This window comes from Microbacterium sp. SZ1 (assembly GCF_002362255.1).
Lineage (GTDB): Bacteria > Actinomycetota > Actinomycetes > Actinomycetales > Microbacteriaceae > Microbacterium.
On sequence record NZ_LPVV01000023.1, the window covers coordinates 89,696 to 106,102 of the forward strand.

At 66.2% G+C, this 16,407-nt stretch carries 27 protein-coding genes; 26 read left to right on the plus strand and 1 reads right to left on the minus strand.

What is annotated here, in order from left to right; genetic code table 11:
- Positions 1-21 precede the first annotated feature (21 nt).
- The 26 genes from rplB to rplQ all read left to right on the plus strand — a co-directional run bounded on the left by rplB (position 22) and on the right by rplQ (position 14,578).
- Positions 22-861, plus strand: coding sequence for a 50S ribosomal protein L2 (gene rplB / locus AUC47_RS10200; protein WP_096715094.1), 840 nt, complete (start codon positions 22-24; stop codon positions 859-861).
- A 12-nt stretch (positions 862-873) separates the two neighbouring features.
- Positions 874-1,155, plus strand: a complete 282-nt coding sequence (gene rpsS, locus AUC47_RS10205; RefSeq protein ID WP_045249922.1) for a 30S ribosomal protein S19 — start codon at positions 874-876, stop codon at positions 1,153-1,155.
- Between the two features lie 25 nt (positions 1,156-1,180).
- Positions 1,181-1,579 carry a 50S ribosomal protein L22 gene (gene rplV, locus AUC47_RS10210; RefSeq protein WP_025102404.1) on the plus strand — a complete coding sequence of 133 codons (399 nt, stop codon included), beginning with the start codon at positions 1,181-1,183 and terminating at the stop codon, positions 1,577-1,579.
- Positions 1,579-2,334 (plus strand): 30S ribosomal protein S3, encoded by a 756-nt coding sequence (gene rpsC, locus AUC47_RS10215; protein WP_050722499.1) that lies wholly within the window; start codon positions 1,579-1,581, stop codon positions 2,332-2,334. The genes rplV and rpsC overlap by 1 nt, the downstream gene beginning before the upstream one ends.
- Complete coding sequence (rplP, locus tag AUC47_RS10220; RefSeq protein WP_045275476.1) at positions 2,334-2,753, plus strand: 50S ribosomal protein L16; 420 nt, start codon at positions 2,334-2,336, stop codon at positions 2,751-2,753. The genes rpsC and rplP overlap by 1 nt, the downstream gene beginning before the upstream one ends.
- Complete coding sequence (gene rpmC / locus AUC47_RS10225; protein WP_050722500.1) at positions 2,753-3,070, plus strand: 50S ribosomal protein L29; 318 nt, start codon at positions 2,753-2,755, stop codon at positions 3,068-3,070. Before rplP ends, rpmC begins: the two co-directional genes overlap by 1 nt.
- Positions 3,070-3,387 (plus strand): 30S ribosomal protein S17, encoded by a 318-nt coding sequence (rpsQ, locus tag AUC47_RS10230; protein ID WP_096715095.1) that lies wholly within the window; start codon positions 3,070-3,072, stop codon positions 3,385-3,387. The genes rpmC and rpsQ overlap by 1 nt, the downstream gene beginning before the upstream one ends.
- Entirely contained in the window at positions 3,384-3,752 is a 369-nt protein-coding gene (gene rplN / locus AUC47_RS10235; RefSeq protein WP_053097479.1) for a 50S ribosomal protein L14, read from the plus strand. Before rpsQ ends, rplN begins: the two co-directional genes overlap by 4 nt.
- 3 nt (positions 3,753-3,755) lie before the next feature.
- Positions 3,756-4,103 (plus strand): 50S ribosomal protein L24, encoded by a 348-nt coding sequence (rplX, locus tag AUC47_RS10240; protein ID WP_050722503.1) that lies wholly within the window; start codon positions 3,756-3,758, stop codon positions 4,101-4,103.
- Positions 4,103-4,693: a 50S ribosomal protein L5 gene (gene rplE / locus AUC47_RS10245; protein ID WP_096715096.1), complete on the plus strand. Its 591-nt coding sequence runs from the start codon at positions 4,103-4,105 to the stop codon at positions 4,691-4,693. The genes rplX and rplE overlap by 1 nt, the downstream gene beginning before the upstream one ends.
- Before the next feature lie 133 nt (positions 4,694-4,826).
- A complete protein-coding gene (rpsH, locus tag AUC47_RS10250) occupies positions 4,827-5,225 on the plus strand; it encodes a 30S ribosomal protein S8 (RefSeq protein WP_096715097.1) in 399 nt (132 codons plus the stop codon).
- 6 nt (positions 5,226-5,231) lie between these two features.
- Positions 5,232-5,768, plus strand: coding sequence for a 50S ribosomal protein L6 (rplF, locus tag AUC47_RS10255; protein ID WP_096715098.1), 537 nt, complete (start codon positions 5,232-5,234; stop codon positions 5,766-5,768).
- Positions 5,769-5,770: 2 nt separating this feature from the next.
- A complete protein-coding gene (gene rplR, locus AUC47_RS10260; RefSeq protein WP_096715099.1) occupies positions 5,771-6,130 on the plus strand; it encodes a 50S ribosomal protein L18 in 360 nt (119 codons plus the stop codon).
- Positions 6,127-6,828, plus strand: coding sequence for a 30S ribosomal protein S5 (rpsE, locus tag AUC47_RS10265; protein ID WP_096715100.1), 702 nt, complete (start codon positions 6,127-6,129; stop codon positions 6,826-6,828). Before rplR ends, rpsE begins: the two co-directional genes overlap by 4 nt.
- Positions 6,828-7,013: a 50S ribosomal protein L30 gene (rpmD, locus tag AUC47_RS10270; protein ID WP_067121122.1), complete on the plus strand. Its 186-nt coding sequence runs from the start codon at positions 6,828-6,830 to the stop codon at positions 7,011-7,013. The genes rpsE and rpmD overlap by 1 nt, the downstream gene beginning before the upstream one ends.
- Positions 7,013-7,642: a 50S ribosomal protein L15 gene (gene rplO / locus AUC47_RS10275; protein WP_096715101.1), complete on the plus strand. Its 630-nt coding sequence runs from the start codon at positions 7,013-7,015 to the stop codon at positions 7,640-7,642. Before rpmD ends, rplO begins: the two co-directional genes overlap by 1 nt.
- Before the next feature lie 104 nt (positions 7,643-7,746).
- A complete protein-coding gene (gene secY, locus AUC47_RS10280; protein WP_096715102.1) occupies positions 7,747-9,069 on the plus strand; it encodes a preprotein translocase subunit SecY in 1,323 nt (440 codons plus the stop codon).
- The gene (locus tag AUC47_RS10285; RefSeq protein WP_096715103.1) at positions 9,066-9,662 is read left to right on the plus strand and encodes an adenylate kinase; all 597 of its coding nucleotides are present in this window, start codon (positions 9,066-9,068) and stop codon (positions 9,660-9,662) included. Before secY ends, AUC47_RS10285 begins: the two co-directional genes overlap by 4 nt.
- A gap of 10 nt (positions 9,663-9,672) precedes the next feature.
- Positions 9,673-10,521, plus strand: coding sequence for a type I methionyl aminopeptidase (gene map, locus AUC47_RS10290; RefSeq protein ID WP_096715104.1), 849 nt, complete (start codon positions 9,673-9,675; stop codon positions 10,519-10,521).
- A 137-nt stretch (positions 10,522-10,658) separates the two neighbouring features.
- Complete coding sequence (locus AUC47_RS10295) at positions 10,659-11,321, plus strand: DsbA family protein (protein ID WP_096715105.1); 663 nt, start codon at positions 10,659-10,661, stop codon at positions 11,319-11,321.
- Positions 11,322-11,498: 177 nt separating this feature from the next.
- Positions 11,499-11,720 carry a translation initiation factor IF-1 gene (gene infA / locus AUC47_RS10300; protein WP_028496510.1) on the plus strand — a complete coding sequence of 74 codons (222 nt, stop codon included), beginning with the start codon at positions 11,499-11,501 and terminating at the stop codon, positions 11,718-11,720.
- 65 nt (positions 11,721-11,785) lie between these two features.
- Positions 11,786-11,902: a 50S ribosomal protein L36 gene (gene rpmJ / locus AUC47_RS10305; RefSeq protein ID WP_005050492.1), complete on the plus strand. Its 117-nt coding sequence runs from the start codon at positions 11,786-11,788 to the stop codon at positions 11,900-11,902.
- 129 nt (positions 11,903-12,031) lie between these two features.
- Entirely contained in the window at positions 12,032-12,406 is a 375-nt protein-coding gene (gene rpsM, locus AUC47_RS10310) for a 30S ribosomal protein S13 (RefSeq protein ID WP_050722514.1), read from the plus strand.
- Between the two features lie 31 nt (positions 12,407-12,437).
- On the plus strand, positions 12,438-12,836 hold the full coding sequence (gene rpsK, locus AUC47_RS10315) for a 30S ribosomal protein S11 (protein ID WP_050722515.1): 399 nt from the start codon (positions 12,438-12,440) through the stop codon (positions 12,834-12,836).
- 154 nt (positions 12,837-12,990) lie between these two features.
- Positions 12,991-13,980 carry a DNA-directed RNA polymerase subunit alpha gene (locus tag AUC47_RS10320; RefSeq protein ID WP_096715106.1) on the plus strand — a complete coding sequence of 330 codons (990 nt, stop codon included), beginning with the start codon at positions 12,991-12,993 and terminating at the stop codon, positions 13,978-13,980.
- A gap of 34 nt (positions 13,981-14,014) precedes the next feature.
- Positions 14,015-14,578 (plus strand): 50S ribosomal protein L17, encoded by a 564-nt coding sequence (gene rplQ / locus AUC47_RS10325; protein ID WP_096715107.1) that lies wholly within the window; start codon positions 14,015-14,017, stop codon positions 14,576-14,578.
- 149 nt (positions 14,579-14,727) lie between these two features.
- Here rplQ and AUC47_RS10330 read toward each other — a convergent pair whose 3' ends face one another.
- Complete coding sequence (locus AUC47_RS10330; RefSeq protein ID WP_096715108.1) at positions 14,728-16,302, minus strand: AMP-binding protein; 1,575 nt, start codon at positions 16,300-16,302, stop codon at positions 14,728-14,730.
- Between the last annotated feature and the right edge of the window lie 105 nt (positions 16,303-16,407).

Sequence of the window (16,407 nt, forward strand, 5' to 3'; positions counted from 1 at the left end):
TCCGGGGGATAAAGGACAATCATGGCTATTCGCAAGTACAAGCCCACGACCCCGGGCCGCCGCGGCTCGTCGGTGGCTGACTTCGCCGAGATCACCCGATCGACGCCGGAGAAGTCGCTGCTGCGCCCGCTCGCCAAGACCGGTGGTCGCAACAACCAGGGCCGCATCACGACCCGTCACATCGGTGGTGGCCACAAGCGCCAGTACCGCGTCATCGACTTCCGTCGCGACGACAAGGACGGCGTCAACGCCAAGGTCGCTCACATCGAGTACGACCCCAACCGCACGGCTCGCATCGCGCTGCTGCACTACTTCGACGGCGAGAAGCGCTACATCATCGCGCCGAACAAGCTGAAGCAGGGCGACATCGTCGAGTCGGGTGCAGGCGCCGACATCAAGCCGGGCAACAACCTCCCGCTGAAGAACATCCCGACCGGTACGGTGATCCACGCGATCGAGCTCCGTCCGGGCGGCGGTGCGAAGCTCGCGCGTTCGGCCGGTGCATCCGTCCGTCTCGTCGCGAAGGACGGCCCCTACGCTCAGCTGCGTCTCCCCTCGGGCGAGATCCGCAACGTCGATGCGCGCTGCCGCGCGACCATCGGCGAGGTCGGCAACGCCGAGCAGTCGAACATCAACTGGGGCAAGGCCGGCCGCAAGCGCTGGCTCGGCGTCCGTCCCACCGTCCGCGGTGTCGCGATGAACCCGGTCGACCACCCGCACGGTGGTGGTGAGGGCAAGACGTCCGGTGGTCGTCACCCCGTCACCCCCTGGGGCCAGGCTGAGGGTCGTACCCGTCACGCCAACAAGGAAAGCGACAAGTACATCGTGCGTCGCCGTAACGCCGGCAAGAAGCGCAAGTAGGAGTAAGAGAAGATGCCTCGCAGTCTCAAGAAGGGCCCCTTCGTCGACGAGCACCTGCTTCGCAAGGTGATCGGTCAGAACGAAGCCGGCACGAAGAACGTCATCAAGACCTGGTCGCGTCGGTCCATGATCATCCCGGCCATGCTGGGTCACACGATCGCGGTCCACGACGGTCGCAAGCACATCCCCGTGTTTGTCTCCGAGACCATGGTCGGTCACAAGCTGGGCGAGTTCGCGCCCACCCGCACCTTCCGCGGCCACGAGAAGGACGACAAGAAGGGCCGCCGCCGCTGACGCGGGGGCGATAGAGGAGAGAGAAATGGTGGAGTCCATCGCACGCGTGCGACACATCCGCGTGACCCCTCAGAAGGCTCGTCGTGTCGTCGCGCTCATCAAGGGCAAGCAGGCCCAGGAAGCTCTCGCGATCCTGAAGTTCGCACAGCAGAGCGCCAGTGAGCCGATCTACAAGCTTGTCGCGTCGGCCATGGCCAACGCGCAGGTCAAGGCGGATCGTGACGGCGAGTACCTCGACGAGCAGGACCTGTACGTGAAGAACGCGTACGTGGACGAGGGCACGACGCTCAAGCGTTTCCAGCCCCGTGCACAGGGTCGCGCTTTCCAGATCAAGAAGCGCACGAGCCACATCACGGTCGTGCTCTCGACGCCTGAGGCGGCTCCGGCCGCTGCGGGCGACAGCAACAAGAAGGCGAGCAAGTAATGGGACAGAAGGTAAACCCGTACGGCTTCCGCCTCGGCATCACCACGGACCACGTGTCGCGCTGGTTCTCGGACTCGACGAAGCCGGGTCAGCGTTACGCCGACTACGTGGCCGAGGACATCAAGATCCGTCGTCTGCTGCAGACGCAGCTCGACCGCGCCGGCGTCTCGAACATCGAGATCGAGCGCACCCGTGACCGCGTCCGCGTCGACATCCACACCGCCCGTCCGGGCATCGTGATCGGTCGTCGTGGTGCAGAGGCCGAGCGCATCCGCGGCGACCTCGAGAAGCTCACGGGCAAGCAGATCCAGCTGAACATCCTCGAGGTGAAGAACCCCGAGGCCGACGCTCAGCTCGTCGCGCAGGGCATCGCCGAGCAGCTGTCTGCTCGTGTGGCGTTCCGTCGCGCGATGCGCAAGGGTCTCCAGGGCGCGCAGCGCGCTGGCGCCAAGGGCATCCGCATCCAGGTCTCCGGCCGCCTCGGCGGCGCCGAGATGAGCCGCTCGGAGTTCTACCGCGAGGGTCGTGTGCCGCTGCACACGCTGCGCGCGAACATCGACTACGGCTTCTACGAGGCGAAGACCACCTTCGGCCGCATCGGCGTGAAGGTCTGGATCTACAAGGGCGACCTGACCAACAAGGAGCTTGCTCGCGAGCAGGCCAACGCACCGAAGTCCCGTCGTGACGACCGTGGTGGCGACCGCCGCCGCGCGCCGCGCAACGAGGCTCCCGTCGCAGAAGGAGCGTCTGCCTGATGCTTATCCCCCGCAAGGTCAAGTACCGCAAGCAGCACCACCCGAAGCGCGATGGCCAGGCCACCGGCGGCACGAAGGTCTCCTTCGGCGAGTTCGGCATCCAGGCTCTGACCCCGGCGTACGTGACGAACCGTCAGATCGAGTCCGCTCGTATCGCGATGACCCGTCACATCAAGCGTGGTGGAAAGGTGTGGATCAACATCTACCCCGACCGCCCGCTCACCAAGAAGCCGGCTGAGACCCGCATGGGTTCCGGTAAGGGCTCGCCCGAGTGGTGGGTCGCCAACGTCAAGCCGGGTCGCGTCCTCTTCGAGGTCGCCGGTGTCAACGAGGAACTCGCTCGTGAAGCACTGACCCGAGCAATCCACAAGCTGCCGCTCAAGGCACGCATCATCAAGCGCGAGGAGGGCGACGCGTAATGGCGATCGGCACCAAGGAGCTCGCTCCGGCAGAGCTCGACACGTTCGAAGACCAGCGCCTCGTTGAGGAGCTGCGCAAGGCCAAGGAGGAGCTGTTCAACCTCCGTTTCCAGTCGGCCACCGGTCAGCTGGAGAGCCACGGCCGCATCCGCGCCGTCAAGCGCGACATCGCGCGCCTCTACACCGTGATCCGCGAGCGCGAGCTGGGCATCCGTGCGACGCCCGCTCCCGTCGAGGCTCCGGCCAAGAAGGCGTCCAAGTCGAAGGCGAAGAAGGCGGATGCCGCTGACGACGCCGTGAAGGAAGAGGCCGAGTGATGGCTGAGAAGAAGGCTGCAGCCGCTGAGGTCGAGCACGCCGCACACGATGTGCGCGACGCCGAGGCCCGCGGTTACCGCAAGGCCCGTCGTGGCTACGTCGTCAGCGACAAGATGGACAAGACCATCGTGGTCGAGGTCGAGGACCGCGTGAAGCACCCGCTTTACGGCAAGGTCATCCGCCGCACCTCGAAGGTCAAGGCGCACGATGAGGCGAACTCCGCCGGCATCGGCGACCTCGTCCTGATCAACGAGACCCGCCCGCTGAGCGCCACCAAGCGCTGGCGTCTGGTGGAGATTCTGGAGAAGGCCAAGTGATTCAGCAGGAGTCTCGCCTCAAGGTCGCCGACAACACCGGCGCGAAGGAACTGCTCACGATCCGCGTCCTCGGTGGCTCGCGCCGCCGCTACGCCGGTCTGGGCGACACCATCGTCGCGACGGTCAAGGACGCGATCCCGGGTGGAAACGTCAAGAAGGGCGATGTGGTCAAGGCCGTCATCGTCCGCACGGTCAAGTCCACGCGCCGTCCCGACGGCTCGTACATCAAGTTCGACGAGAACGCCGCCGTGATCCTGAAGAACGACGGGGAGCCCCGCGGCACCCGCATCTTCGGCCCGGTCGGCCGTGAGCTTCGCGACAAGAAGTTCATGAAGATCGTCTCGCTGGCGCCGGAGGTTATCTAAGTCATGGCGAAGATCAAGAAGGGTGACCTGGTCCAGGTCATCACCGGACCCAAGGACGAGCGCGGCAAGCAGGGCAAGGTCCTCGAGATCCTGTCCGAGCGCAACCGCGTCGTCGTCGAGGGCGTGAATTACGTCACCAAGCACACGCGCGTCGGTCAGACGCAGCGTGGCACCAAGACGGGCGGCCTCGAGACTGTCGAGGCTCCCATCCACATCTCGAACGTCGCACTCGTCGACCCCTCGACCAAGAAGCCGACCAAGGTCGGTCACCGGGTCGAGGAGCAGACCAAGGACGGCGTCAAGCGCACCGTCCGCGTGCGCTTCGCGAAGAAGAGCGGTAAGGACCTCTGATGGCAACCGAGACTGCCGTGGAGGCTGGCAAGATCCAGCCCCGCCTGAAGCAGAAGTACAACGCTGAGATCAAGAAGGCGCTGCAGGACGAGTTCGGCTACGCGAACGTCATGCAGATCCCCGGCCTGGTCAAGGTCGTCGTGAACACCGGTGTCGGCGAGGCAGCTCGCGACAGCAAGGTGATCGATGGTGCGGTCGACGACCTCACCAAGATCACCGGCCAGAAGCCGATCGTCACGAAGGCCCGCAAGTCCATCGCGCAGTTCAAGCTGCGCGAGGGTCAGGCCATCGGCGCGCACGTCACCCTCCGCGGTGACCGCGCGTGGGAGTTCGTCGACCGCCTGGTCTCGCTCGCACTGCCCCGCATCCGCGACTTCCGCGGACTGTCGGCCAAGCAGTTCGACGGCAACGGCAACTACACCTTCGGTCTCCAGGAGCAGAGCGTGTTCCACGAGATCGACCAGGACAAGATCGACCGGGTTCGCGGTTTCGACATCACCGTCGTCACCACGGCGAAGACGGATGACGAGGGTCGCGCCCTGCTGCGTCACCTCGGCTTCCCGTTCCGGTCGGACGACGCCCAGGCGTAACACCTTCGACGGGCTCAGCGGCCAGTGGTCACTGAGCCCGTCGTAGTGCACGTACAATTGAAGATTGCGTGCTCATCGCAGGCCGTCTGTCGTGTAACGGCAGCCGGAACCTCATGAACAAAGGAAAACACCCATGACAATGACAGACCCGGTCGCAGACATGCTGACCCGTCTGCGCAACGCGAACTCGGCGCACCACGACTCCGTGACGCTGCCGTCGAGCAAGCTCAAGACGCACATCGCCGAGATCCTCCAGCAGGAGGGTTACATCGCCGGTTGGGAGACCGCTCCCGCCCGCGTCGGCACCAACCTCACGCTGCAGCTCAAGTACGGCCCCAACCGTGAGCGTTCGATCGCGGGCATCAAGCGCGTGTCGAAGCCCGGTCTCCGCGTGTACGCGAAGTCGACCGAGCTCCCCAAGGTCCTCGGCGGCCTCGGCGTGGCCATCCTGTCCACCTCCTCCGGTCTCCTCACCGACCGTCAGGCTGAGCAGAAGGGCGTGGGCGGAGAAGTTCTCGCCTACGTGTGGTGATCCCAGATGTCGCGTATCGGACGACTTCCCATCGACGTTCCCGCGGGCGTGACCGTTTCGGTCGACGGCCGTGAGGTCGCGGTGAAGGGCCCCAAGGGTGAGCTCACCCTCACGGTGGCCACCCCCATCGAGGTCGCGGTCGAGGAGAACCAGGTTCTCGTCACCCGTCCCGACGACGAGCGCGAGTCGCGGTCGCTCCACGGCCTGACCCGCACTCTCATCAACAACAACATCATCGGCGTGACCCAGGGCTACTCCAAGGGCCTCGAGGTCGTCGGCACCGGTTACCGCGTGGCGCAGAAGGGCAGCTCGGTCGAGTTCGCCCTCGGCTTCTCGCACCCGGTCCTCATCGACCCGCCCGCCGGCATCACGCTCACGGTCGAGGGCACGAACAAGCTCACCGTCAGCGGGATCGACAAGCAGGCTGTCGGCGAGGCAGCTGCCAACATCCGCAAGATCCGCAAGCCCGAGCCGTACAAGGGCAAGGGCGTGCGCTACGCCGGCGAGAACGTGCGTCGCAAGGCCGGAAAGAGTGGTAAGTAACCATGGCTCTCAAGTCAAAGTCTGACGCCCGCGCGCGTCGTCACGCCCGCCTTCGCAAGAAGGTCGTGGGCACCGAGGTGCGTCCGCGCCTCGTCGTCAACCGTTCGGCTCGCCACGTCTTCGTGCAGCTCGTCGACGACAGCAAGGGTCACACCGTTGCGTCGGCTTCGACGCTCGAGACCGACCTGCGCGGGTTCGAGGGTGACAAGACCGCCAAGGCCCGCAAGGTCGGCGAGCTCGTCGCCGAGCGTGCGAAGGCCGCCGGCGTTTCCGAGGCAGTGTTCGACCGTGGCGGCAACCGCTACGCGGGTCGTGTCGCCGCCATCGCCGAGGGCGCTCGTGAAGGAGGCCTGGCACTGTGAGTGACAACAAGGAGAACGAAGTGACCGAAGCGGCTGCTGCCACTTCCGAGACCGCTGCGGGCACCACGCAGTCCGAGCCGTCTCGCGACCAGCGCGACGGTCGCCGTGGCGGCCGTGGTGACCGCAACCAGGGCGGCCGCGACCGCAACTCGCGCGACCGCGGCGACAACCAGTTCCTGGAGCGCGTCGTCACCATCAACCGCGTCTCGAAGGTCGTGAAGGGTGGTCGTCGCTTCAGCTTCACCGCTCTCGTGGTCGTCGGCGACGGCAACGGTCTGGTGGGCGTCGGCTACGGCAAGGCCCGCGAGGTGCCTCTGGCGATCTCGAAGGGCGTCGAAGAGGCCAAGCGCAACTTCTTCCGCGTGCCGCGCGTCGCGAGCACCATCCCGCACCCCGTGCAGGGTGAGGCCGCAGCCGGCGTCGTGCTGCTGCGTCCGGCCGCTGCCGGTACCGGTGTCATCGCGGGTGGTCCCGTGCGCGCCGTGCTCGAGTGCGCCGGTATCCACGACGTGCTGTCGAAGTCGCTCGGCTCGTCGAACACGATCAACATCGTGCACGCGACGGTGGAGGCCCTGAAGCAGCTCGAGGAGCCCCGTGCGGTCGCCGCTCGTCGTGGTCTCGAGTTCGACCAGGTCGCCCCCGCGCGTCTTGTCCGCGCCGAGGCTGACGCCATCGCCGCACAGAAGGTAGGTGCCTGATGGCCGCCCGGCTCAAGGTCACGCAGATCAAGTCCAAGGTGAGTGAGAAGCAGAACCAGCGCGACACGCTCCGTTCGCTCGGTCTCAAGCGGATCGGTGACAGCACCGTCCGCCCCGACGACGCGCAGACGCGCGGCTACGTCAAGACCGTCGCGCACCTCGTGAAGGTTGAGGAGATCGACTAATGGCTGAGAAGAACGAAGCCGTCGAGGCCGAGAAGGCCCCGAAGAAGGCTGCCGCTCCCAAGGCTGCCGCCGAGAAGAAGCCCGCCGCCAAGAAGTCGTCCGCTGCTGCGGCCGACGCCAAGGCCGAGGCCCCCGCCAAGAAGCCCGCCGCCAAGAAGGCCGCGCCGAAGACGGATGCTCCGGCATCCCGCCCCGGCGTTCTCAAGGTGCACCACCTGCGTCCGGTCCCCGGATCCAACACCGCGAAGACCCGTGTCGGTCGCGGTGAGGGCTCCAAGGGCAAGACCGCCGGTCGCGGTACCAAGGGCACCAAGGCTCGCAACACCGTCCGCGTCGGTTTCGAGGGTGGGCAGATGCCGCTGCACATGCGCACCCCCAAGCTGCGCGGCTTCAAGAACCCGTTCCGCGTCGAGTACCAGGTCGTGAACCTGGAGAAGCTCGCGGAGCTCTACCCCCAGGGCGGAGACGTCACCGTCAGCGACCTGGTCGCCAAGGGTGCGGTTCGCAAGAACGAGAAGGTCAAGGTTCTCGGAAACGGCGACATCGCCGTGAAGCTCACCGTCGCGGTCGACAAGGTCTCGGGTTCTGCCGAGCAGAAGATCGTGGCAGCGGGCGGATCCGTCAAGTAACCACTTCATGAGAGGGGTCGGAGATTCTCCGGCCCCTCTTATGGGTTAGCCTGTTCTTTCAGCCGTCCCTCAGGGATCGGCAACCTTTTCAGGAGGAACGTCCCTTGTTTAGCGCCATCGCGCGGATCTTCCGCACGCCCGACCTGCGTCGGAAGATCGGTTTCACTCTCGCCATCGTCGCGATCTACCGACTCGGCTCCAACGTCCCCGCTCCGTTCGTGAACTTCCCGAACGTCGAGGAGTGCCTCGCTCTCAACTCGGGCACCGAGGGACTGCTGGGTCTGGTCAACCTCTTCTCCGGCGGGGCGCTCCTCCAGCTCTCCATCTTCGCCCTGGGTGTGATGCCGTACATCACGGCGACGATCATCACCCAGCTCCTGCGCGTGGTCATCCCGCACTTCGAGGCCCTTCACAAGGAGGGTCAGGCGGGCCAGTCCAAGCTGACCCAGTACACGCGCTACCTCACGATCGCCCTGGCGCTGCTGCAGTCGACGACGCTCGTGACGGTGGCCCGCAGCGGCCAGCTGTTCGGCACGACCGACGTGGCCGCGTGCCAGAACCTCCTGACGAACGACGTGTGGTGGGCGCAGCTGCTCATCATCATGGCGATGACCGCCGGCACCGGCCTCATCATGTGGTTCGCCGAGCTCGTCACCGAGCGCGGCATCGGCAACGGCATGTCGCTGCTCATCTTCACCTCCATCGCCGCCACCTTCCCCGGCGCCATGTGGCTGATCTGGGAGAGCCGCGGCTTCGAGGTCTTCCTGCTCGTGCTGCTCGTCGGCATCATCGTGATGGGCCTCGTCGTGTTCGTCGAGCAGTCGCAGCGACGCATCCCCGTGCAGTACGCGAAGCGCATGGTCGGTCGCCGCACGTTCGGCGGCACGAACACCTACATCCCGATCAAGGTGAACATGGCGGGCGTGATCCCCGTGATCTTCGCCTCGTCGCTGCTCTACATCCCCGCGCTCATCGCGCAGTTCAACACCCCGCAGGACGGCTCCGAGCCGGCCGCGTGGGTCACCTGGATCAGCACGTACTTCACCACGGGCAACCACCCGATCTACATGGCGGCGTACTTCCTGCTGATCATCGGGTTCACCTACTTCTACGTCGCGATCACGTTCAATCCGGTCGAGGTCGCCGACAACATGAAGAAGTACGGAGGCTTCATCCCCGGCATCCGTGCCGGTCGGCCGACCGCCGAGTACCTCGACTACGTGCTCACGCGCATCACGCTGCCCGGCTCGATCTACCTCGGTCTGATCGCGCTCATCCCGCTCATCGCCCTGGCCACCGTCGGCGCCAACCAGAACTTCCCGTTCGGCGGCGCCTCGATCCTCATCATCGTCGGTGTGGGTCTCGAGACGGTCAAGCAGATCGATGCGCAGCTGCAGCAGCGTCACTACGAAGGGCTCCTCCGATGACAGCATCCGCTCGTCTTCTCATCGTCGGTCCGCAGGGCTCGGGCAAGGGCACGCAGGGCGTCCGCATCGCGGAGTCCTACGGCATTCCCGTGGTCTCGACGGGCGACATGTTCCGCGCGAACATCAAGGAGGGCACGCCCCTCGGCCAGCAGGTCACCGAGATCCTCGACAGGGGCGACCTCGTCCCCGACGAGCTCACGAGCGAGATCGTGCGCGACCGTCTGTCGCAGGACGACGCGGCGAACGGGTTCCTGCTCGACGGCTACCCGCGCAACACGGCGCAGGTCGCGCACCTCGAGGAGTTCCTGGGTTCGCGCGGCGAGTCTCTGGATGCCGTCATTCTGCTCGACGTGCCGCGTGACGAGAGCATCTCCCGGCTGAAGCTCCGCGCAGCGGAGCAGGGGCGCTCCGACGACACGGACGCCGCGATCGCGCACCGACTCGACATCTACGAGCACGAGACCGCCCCGATCCTCGAGGTGTACGGAGAGCGGGGGATCGTCGACCGGATCGACGGCGTCGGCTCGCTCGACGAGATCACCGAGCGCGTGTTCGCGGCGCTGTCCGCACGCGGCCTCCGTCTCGCCGCCTGATCGCACCCCGATGTTCCGCCGGTCGATCTACAAGACCCCCGCTCAGCTCCGCTCGATGGTGGAGCCGGGTCTCATCACGGCCGCGGCGCTGGATGCCGTGCGTCCGCTGATCCGTCCGGGGGTGACGACGCTCGAGCTGGATGCCGAGGCGAACCGCGTGATCCTCGAGCGTGGCGCCGAGTCGAACTTCCAGCTCGTGCGCGGCTACCGTCACACGACCTGCATCTCGGTCAACGAGGAGGTCGTGCACGGCATCCCGGGTGAACGAGTGCTCGAAGCTGGCGACATCGTCTCGATCGACTGCGGTGCGCAGTACCAGGGGTGGAACGGCGACAGCGCGATCACGGTCGTGGTGCCGGACGAGTCGCGGCCCGAACTCGTCGCGCGGCGAGAGGAGCTCTCGCGTGTGACCGAGGGATCGATGTGGGCGGGTATCGCGGCCATGGCCACGGCGCGTCATCTCGGCGACATCGGTGCGGCTATTCAGGGCTACATCGAGGCGCAGGGCGCATCGGAGGTGTCTGGGCGCACCTACGGCATCCTGCGCGAGTACGTCGGCCATGGCATCGGTCGCAAGATGCACGAGGCGCCGAGCGTGTTCAACTACCGCACTCCCGACCCCGGGGCGGAGGTCAAACCAGGACTCGTCCTCGCGATCGAGCCCATGGTGACCGCCGGCGGCGAGGAGACCTTCGTCGAGGACGACGAGTGGACTGTCTCGACCGTCGACGGCTCCGACGGCTCGCACTGGGAGCACAGCGTCGCCCTGCATGCGGACGGCATCTGGGTGCTCACCGCATCCGACGGGGGAGCGGCTGGCCTGGCGCGTTTCGGCGTGAGGCCCGCACCGATCGCGTAACGAGGTCGTATCGGCCGCCAGCGTCACAACCGGCGCATAGGTTTCTGCGGGCACAATAGGTGTGTATGGGTGCGCATGCATCCGCAGACTTCACGCCGGATCCGCCGCGAGCGGACCTCGACAGAAACGGAAACCCCATGGCGGCCGCGAAGAGCAGCAACACCAACTGGTTCGTGATCGGCGTCTCGGCGGCCGTGGTGGTCGTGCTGGCCGTCCTCGCGTTCGTCGTCGTCCTCCTGAACAACCAGGCGAACGATCCCGGAACCGCGCCGTCCAGCGACATCGTCAATCAGGAGACCGGTGCCATCTCGTTCGGGTCGGGCGAGGACGAGATCGACACCTACGTCGACTTCATGTGCCCGATCTGCGGTCAGTTCGAGGATGCTTACGGCGAGCAGCTGCAGACCGCCGCAGCCAACGACGAGATCACTCTGAACATCCACCCCGTCTCCATCCTGAATCGCCTATCCACCACGGGAGAGTTTTCGACACTGGCCGGGGGATCGATGTACTGCGTCGCCGAAGAAGCACCCGACGCCACCCTGGACTACTTCAACCTGCTCTTCACGAATCAGCCCGCCGAGAACTCGGCCGGTCTCAGCGCGGAAGAGATGGGAGCCCTCGCTGAACAGGCCGGCGCAGGCGCCGCGGTCGACTGCATCGCCGACGGAAAGTACAACAAGTTCGTAGACGCGCAGACCAAGTCTCACCAGATCACCGGCACGCCCACTGTCGAGGTCAACGGCGAGCGAATCGAAAACGCCGACATTGCTACGCGTTTCGCCGATATCCTCGGCTGAGCGGTCTCACGCGCAAGAGGGAGTTCCGGCATCCTGCTCAGGTTGCCGGAACTCCCTTCGTCGTCTAACATAGATCTTTGGTGCCTTGCGCCTTGATTCGGCGTGTCCGAGTCGGCGAGACGCCGCAATCCCACTCACAACGCAGATCGACCGGTCTGCAGAAGCGCAAGCGAGGCTATGGCTAAGAAAGACGGTGTCATCGAGATCGAGGGCGTGATCTCCGAGGCTCTGCCCAACGCGATGTTCCGCGTTGAGCTCACCAACGGACACAAGGTCCTGGCGACGATCTCCGGAAAGATGCGGCAGAACTACATCCGCATCATCCCCGAGGACCGTGTGGTCGTGGAGCTCAGCCCCTACGACCTGACCCGAGGCCGCATCGTCTACCGCTACCGCTGATCGGTCGAGAAGTAACACCCCAGGCATCCGTGCCTGCCCGGTGAAGACAGCGAACAGGAATCATCATGAAGGTCAACCCCAGCGTCAAGCCCATCTGCGACCACTGCAAGGTGATCCGCCGTCACGGCCGCGTCATGGTGATCTGCAAGAGCAACCCGCGCCACAAGCAGCGCCAGGGCTGATCGACCGGATCTGACTCACAACTCAATAACCAAGGGCAGGATCAGATCCCACTCCGGTGGGGGACACCTCGGGGCGGAGGCCCGGGCACCGATCCTGCTCCACACCTCCACCACACTCAGGAGAACCGCATGGCACGTCTTGCCGGCGTTGACATCCCGCGCGACAAGCGCGTGGTGATCGCCCTTACCTACATCTACGGCGTCGGCCGTACCCGTTCGGTCGAGATCCTCAAGGCCACCGAGATCGACGAGTCGATCCGCGTGAAGGACCTCTCGGACGACCAGCTCGTCGCACTCCGCGACTACATCGAAGGCAACTACAAGGTGGAGGGTGACCTGCGCCGCGAGGTCGCCGCAGACATCCGCCGCAAGGTCGAGATCGGCTCCTACGAGGGCATCCGCCACCGTCGTGGCCTCCCGGTCCGTGGTCAGCGCACCAAGACCAACGCCCGTACCCGCAAGGGCCCGAAGCGCACCGTCGCCGGCAAGAAGAAGGCCCGCTAAGCGCGGCCCCAGGGACTAGGAGAACACTTTCATGGCTGCACCCAAGGCCGCCGCGCGCAAGCCGCGCCGCAAGGAGAAGAAGAACATCGCGCTGGGCCAGGCCCACATCAAGTCGACGTTCAACAACACCATCGTTTCGATCACCGACCCGTCCGGCGCCGTCATCGCCTGGGCATCGTCGGGTGGCGTGGGCTTCAAGGGCTCGCGCAAGTCGACCCCGTACGCCGCCGGTATGGCTGCCGAGTCCGCCGCCCGTCAGGCCGCGGAGCACGGCGTCAAGAAGGTCGACGTCCTCGTGAAGGGTCCGGGCTCGGGCCGCGAGACCGCGATCCGCTCGCTCCAGGCCGCAGGCCTCGAGGTCGGCTCGATCTCGGACGTCACCCCGCAGGCGCACAACGGCTGCCGCCCGCCGAAGCGTCGCCGCGTCTGACCCGGCTCGTTGAGCCGCTCGCCCTTTCCGGTGAGCGGCTCGACGCCCGTCAGTGGGCATCGCGCCCCGCTTCCCGGGCCACAGGTAACGTCACAACTCAAGACCTCACCCACCACATGTCATATAGCGGGCATGTGATCGAAAGGAACACAGAGTGCTTATTGCACAGCGTCCCACACTCACCGAGGAAAAGATCGTCGAGAACCGGAGCCGGTTCATCATCGAGCCTCTGGAGCCCGGCTTCGGATACACGATCGGCAACGCGCTCCGTCGCAGCCTGCTGTCGTCGATCCCCGGTGCTGCCGTCACGAGCGTTCGCATCGACGGCGTGCTGCACGAGTTCAGCACCATCCCCGGCGTGAAGGAGGATGTCACCGAGATCATCCTCAACATCAAGCAGCTCGTCGTCTCGAGCGAGCGCGACGAGCCCATCACCGCGTACCTGCGCAAGACCGGTGCCGGTGAAGTGACCGCCGCCGACATCTCGGCTCCGGCCGGTGTCGAGGTGCACAACCCCGAGCTCGTCATCGCCACGCTGAACGAGACGGCGAAGTTCGAGCTGGAGCTCACCATCGAGCGAGGCCGCGGCTACGTCTCGGCGACGCAGAACCGCAACGAGTACGCCGAGGCCGGTCAGATCCCGATCGACTCGATCTACTCGCCGGTCCTCAAGGTCAGCTACCGTGTCGACGCCACCCGTGCCGGTGAACGCACCGACTTCGACAAGCTCATCCTGGACGTCGAGACGAAGAACTCGATCAGCCCCCGCGACGCCGTCGCCTCGGCTGCCAAGACGCTCACCGAACTGTTCGGCCTCGCCCGCGAGCTGAACGTCGAGGCCGAGGGCATCGAGATCGGCCCGGCGCCGGTGGAGGCTGTGAACTCCAGCGAGCTGTCGATGCCGATCGAGGACCTCGACCTGTCCGTGCGCTCGTACAACTGCCTGAAGCGCGAAGGCATCAACACCGTTTCGGAGCTCGTCGCCCTCTCGGAGACGCAGCTCATGAACATCCGCAATTTCGGCCAGAAGTCGGTCGACGAGGTGCGCGACAAGCTCATCTCGCTCGGTCTGTCGCTCAAGGATTCGGTGCCCGGTTTCGACGGCGCCCACTTCTACGGCGGCAGCGAAGACGAGTCCTTCTGATACCCGACCCTTCCTGACCAGGAGTTAGACGATTATGCCCAAGCCCACCAAGGGTCCCCGCCTCGGAGGCGGCCCCGCCCACGAGCGCCTGCTGCTTGCCAACCTCGCGGCGGCTCTGTTCACCCACAAGTCGATCAAGACGACCGAGACCAAGGCCAAGCGCCTCCGTCCCCTCGCCGAGCGCCTGATCACGTTCGCCAAGCGCGGAGACCTGCACGCTCGTCGTCGTGTCCTCTCGGTCATCGGTGACAAGGACGTCGTGCACACGCTGTTCGCCGAGATCGCTCCGCTCGTCGCGGACCGCGAGGGCGGCTACACGCGCATCACCAAGGTCGGCAACCGCAAGGGCGACAACGCTCCGATGGCCGTGATCGAGCTCGTCCTCGAGCCCGTCACCCCGAAGGCGAAGTCGACCAAGAAGGCTGCTCCGGCCGCCGCTGCGCCGGCTGCCGACGAGAAGCCCGCCGAGGAGGCTCCCGTCGAGGAGACCACTGAGGACGCTCCGGCCGAGGAGACCGCTGCCGACGCCGGCGCCGAGTCTCAGGCCGAGGGCGAGGCCGCTGAGGCCGCTGCCGAGGACGCCGTCGAGAACAAGTAACCTCTCGAATCACACGAAGCCCGCCATCCCTCCCCGGGGTGGCGGGCTTCGTCGTGTCCGTGTCATGTTCTGCGGCCAGCGGCGACTTCTGCGGCCATGACGACGCGTCGTGGCCGCGGAACGTGACGAAGGCCGCAGAAGTTGTGGGGTCAGGGACGGGCGCGAAGGTCCTTCCGGAGGATCTTGCCCGACGCGGACTTCGGGATCGCGTCGATGAACTCGACCTGACGCACCTTCTCGTGCGGGGCCACGTGGGCTGCGACATGGGCGATGACGGCATCCGCGTCGAGGTCGACGCCCTGCTGACGCACGACGAACGCCTTCGGCACCTCCTGGCCCTCGTCGTCCGGAGCGCCGATCACGGCCGCGTCGGCGATGGACGGATGCTCGAGCAGCACCGCCTCCAGCACGGCCGGCGCGACCTGATAACCCTTGTACTTGATGAGCTCCTTGAGCCGGTCGACGATGCGGAAGACGCCCTCCGACGTGACGGTGGCGACGTCGCCTGTGTGCAGCCAGCCGTCGGCATCCAGCATCTCGGCCGTCGCATCCGGACGATTCAGGTACCCCGCCATGACCTGCGGACCGCGGATGAGGATCTCGCCCGGATCGCTCGCGCCCGAGCTCGGAACCTCGAGGTCGCTGCCGTCATCGGCGAGCAGCCGCGCCTCGGTGTTCGCGAGCAGCAGTCCGACCGAGGAGCGGTCGATCTCGGGGCGGTCGTAGGGGATGGCATGGGTCACCGGGCTCGTCTCGGTCATGCCGTATCCCTGGCAGACGATGCAGTCGAGGCGGGTGGCGACGGCCGTCGCGAGCGCGCCGTCGAGCGGCGCCGCGCCCGAGAAGATCACCTTCACCGACGACATGTCGTACTCGTCGACGAGCGGGTGCTTCGCGAGGGCGACGGCGATGGGAGGGGCGATGAACACCCAGCTCGTCCGATGCTCCTGCACGACCCGGAGGAAGTCCGTGAGGTCGAACTTCGGCATGGTCACGAGCGCAGCCCGCTGCCGCAGCGCGAAGTTCAGCAGCACGGTCATGCCGTAGATGTGGAAGAACGGGAGCACGGCGAGCACGCGGTCGTCGTCGGCGAGCGAGATCGTCGAGCGGCACTGGCTCACGTTCGCGACGAGGTTGCGGTGCGTGAGCATCACGCCCTTCGGCCGCCCCGTCGTGCCGGAGGAGTACGGCAGCACCGCGAGGTGTGTCGCCGGATCGAAAGACACCTCGGGCGCGCTGCGCCCCTCTCCGAGCAGAGCGGGGAGCGACGGATGCCCGTCGGCGCCGTCGAGCACGATGACGTGGTGGGCGTCGATGCCGACGCGCTCGGCGGCGGCCCACGCCCCGGGGAGCAGGGGCGAGACGGTGACGAGCCAGGTGGCTCCGGCATCCGTCAGCTGGTTCGCGATCTCGTCGGGCGTGTAGAGCGAGTTGATCGTCGTCGCCGTGGCGCCTGCGCGCAGGATGCCATGGAACACCGTCGCGAACGCGGGGACGTTCGGGCACAGCACCCCGATGACGGTCCCGACCTCGACCCCGCGATGGGCGAGTGCGCCCGCGAACAGATCGATGTGTCCGACGAGCTGTCGGTAGGTCGTGGTCGTCCCGCTCGTGCCGTCGATGAGAGCGATGGCATCGAGTCGGTCCTCGTCGAGGTCGCCGAACAGGAAGTCGTGGATGGACGTCGCGGGGATCTCGACGTCGGGAAAGGAACTGCGCACCATGAGATCTCCTTCGATCCGGGTCGGACGGCCTCGTCCGGTGCGATCCAGTGTCGCACGAAAGGGCACCCGGTCCCAGGAGGATCTCGCGCGGATGCGGCGAGAGTA